The sequence below is a fragment of the Rhodoferax sp. genome (assembly GCF_014859475.1).
Classification (GTDB): Bacteria; Pseudomonadota; Gammaproteobacteria; order Burkholderiales; family Burkholderiaceae_C; genus Rhodoferax.
Genome location: NZ_JACUUE010000318.1, coordinates 1 through 1,893 on the forward strand (window position 1 = coordinate 1; position 1,893 = coordinate 1,893).

1 protein-coding gene is annotated in these 1,893 nt (G+C 62.9%); it reads left to right on the plus strand.

The genetic code is table 11. The features are described 5' to 3' along the window. Positions 1 to 311: 311 nt before the first annotated feature. Positions 312 to 1,793, plus strand: coding sequence for a M20 family metallopeptidase (locus IBX54_RS14850; RefSeq protein ID WP_296543422.1), 1,482 nt, complete (start codon positions 312 to 314; stop codon positions 1,791 to 1,793). Positions 1,794 to 1,893: the final 100 nt, after the last annotated feature.

Sequence of the window (1,893 nt, forward strand, 5' to 3'; positions counted from 1 at the left end):
ATTGCGACAGTAGCCGTCATTGCGAACCCCAGCCCCGTCATTGCGAACGAAGTGAAGCAATCCATGAATTCAAAACTGCCTGGACTGCCGGGCTAAGCTTTCCATGAACAGCCCCGTCATTGCGAACGAAGTGACGCAATCCATGCCCCCGGAAGTCATGGATCGCCACGCTTCGCTCGCGATGACGAAGTCTCTGTTCAAGGCCCGTGTGCGGTATCGGGCCGATACGGGAGGCTCGCAGTGACGAAGTCTCTGTTCAAGGTCCGTGTGCGGTATCGGGCCGGATACGGCTGGCTCGCAAGGACTCTTTAATGAACGCACGCATCGCCCCCTCGGTTCTCAACACGGCTCAGGCTTTGAGCCAGGTCAGCCAGGCCTGGGACGCTGACCTGGTCAAGCAGCTCACCCACTACATCACCATTCCGGCCAAGTCGCCCATGTTTGACGCCGACTGGGCGCAGCATGGCCTGATCGAGAAGGTGGTGCAAAACGCCTTTGAGTGGGTGCAGGCGCAAAAAGTGGCGGGCCTGACGCTGGAGATCATTCGCTTGCCCGGGCGCACGCCGGTGCTGTTTTTTGACGTGCCCGCCTGCACAGGCAACAGCAACCAGGCGGTCTCAAACCAGACCGTGCTGATGTACGGCCACCTGGACAAACAGCCCGAATTCACCGGTTGGCGCGCTGACTTGGGGCCGTGGAGCCCCAAGTATGAAGACGGCAAGCTGTATGGCCGCGGCGGTGCCGATGACGGTTACGCCATTTACGCCGCCATCACCGCCATCCAGGCGCTCAAAACCCAGCAGACCGCGCACCCGCGCATCGTCGGACTGGTGGAAACCTGCGAAGAAAGCGGTTCGTATGACCTGCTGCCCTACATCGATGCGCTGCGCACGCGCTTGGGCGATGTGGGTCTGGTGATCTGCCTGGACTCGGGCGCTGGCAATTACGACCAACTGTGGCTCACCAACAGCCTGCGCGGCATGGCCAGCGGCACGCTGAAAGTTGAGGTGCTCACCGAGGGTGTGCATTCGGGTGACGCCAGCGGCCTGGTGCCGTCGAGCTTTCGCATCTTGCGCCATCTGCTCGACCGGCTCGAAGACAGCGTCAGCGGCCGTTTGCTGCCCGCCAGCTTTCATTGTGAAGTGCCCGCAGACCGGCTGGCGCAGGCCAAGGCCACGGCGGCCATTCTGGGCGAAGAACTCTACAAGCGCTTCCCTTGGGCGCACGCCGACTGCGGCGGCAGCAGCCAGACCATGCTGCCCACCACCAGCGACCCGCTGCAAGCCTTGCTGGCACGCACCTGGACACCCACCTTGAGCGTGACCGGCGCCGACGGCCTGCCCGAACTCAAGAACGCCGGCAACGTGCTGCGCCCCTACACCGCCTTCAAGCTGTCCTTGCGGCTGCCGCCGCTGATTGACGCGGCCAGCGCCGTGGCCGAGCTCAAGACCCTGCTCGAAGACAACGCGCCGTACCAGGCCAAGGTCACGTTTGAAGGCGGCGCTGGTGCCACCGGCTGGAACGCGCCCAGCACCGCGTCGTGGTTTGAGCAGGCCCTGCAACGCGCCTCACAAGACTACTTTGGCGCACCCTGCGGCTACATTGGCCAGGGCGGCACCATTCCACTCATGAACATGCTGTCCACCGGTTTCCCCAAGGCGCAGATGATGGTCTGCGGCGTGCTCGGCCCCAAGAGCAACGCCCACGGCCCCAATGAATTTTTGCATGTGCCCTACGCCAAGAAGCTCACCGCCGCCGTGGCGCAGGTGATTGCGGCGGCGGCCATGGCATGATCAAGACAGCATGTGAATAGAAGGCTGTCATTGCGAGCGAAGCGCGGCAATCCATGACTTCCTGACGGCATGGACTGCCGCGCTACGCTTTCCATGAACA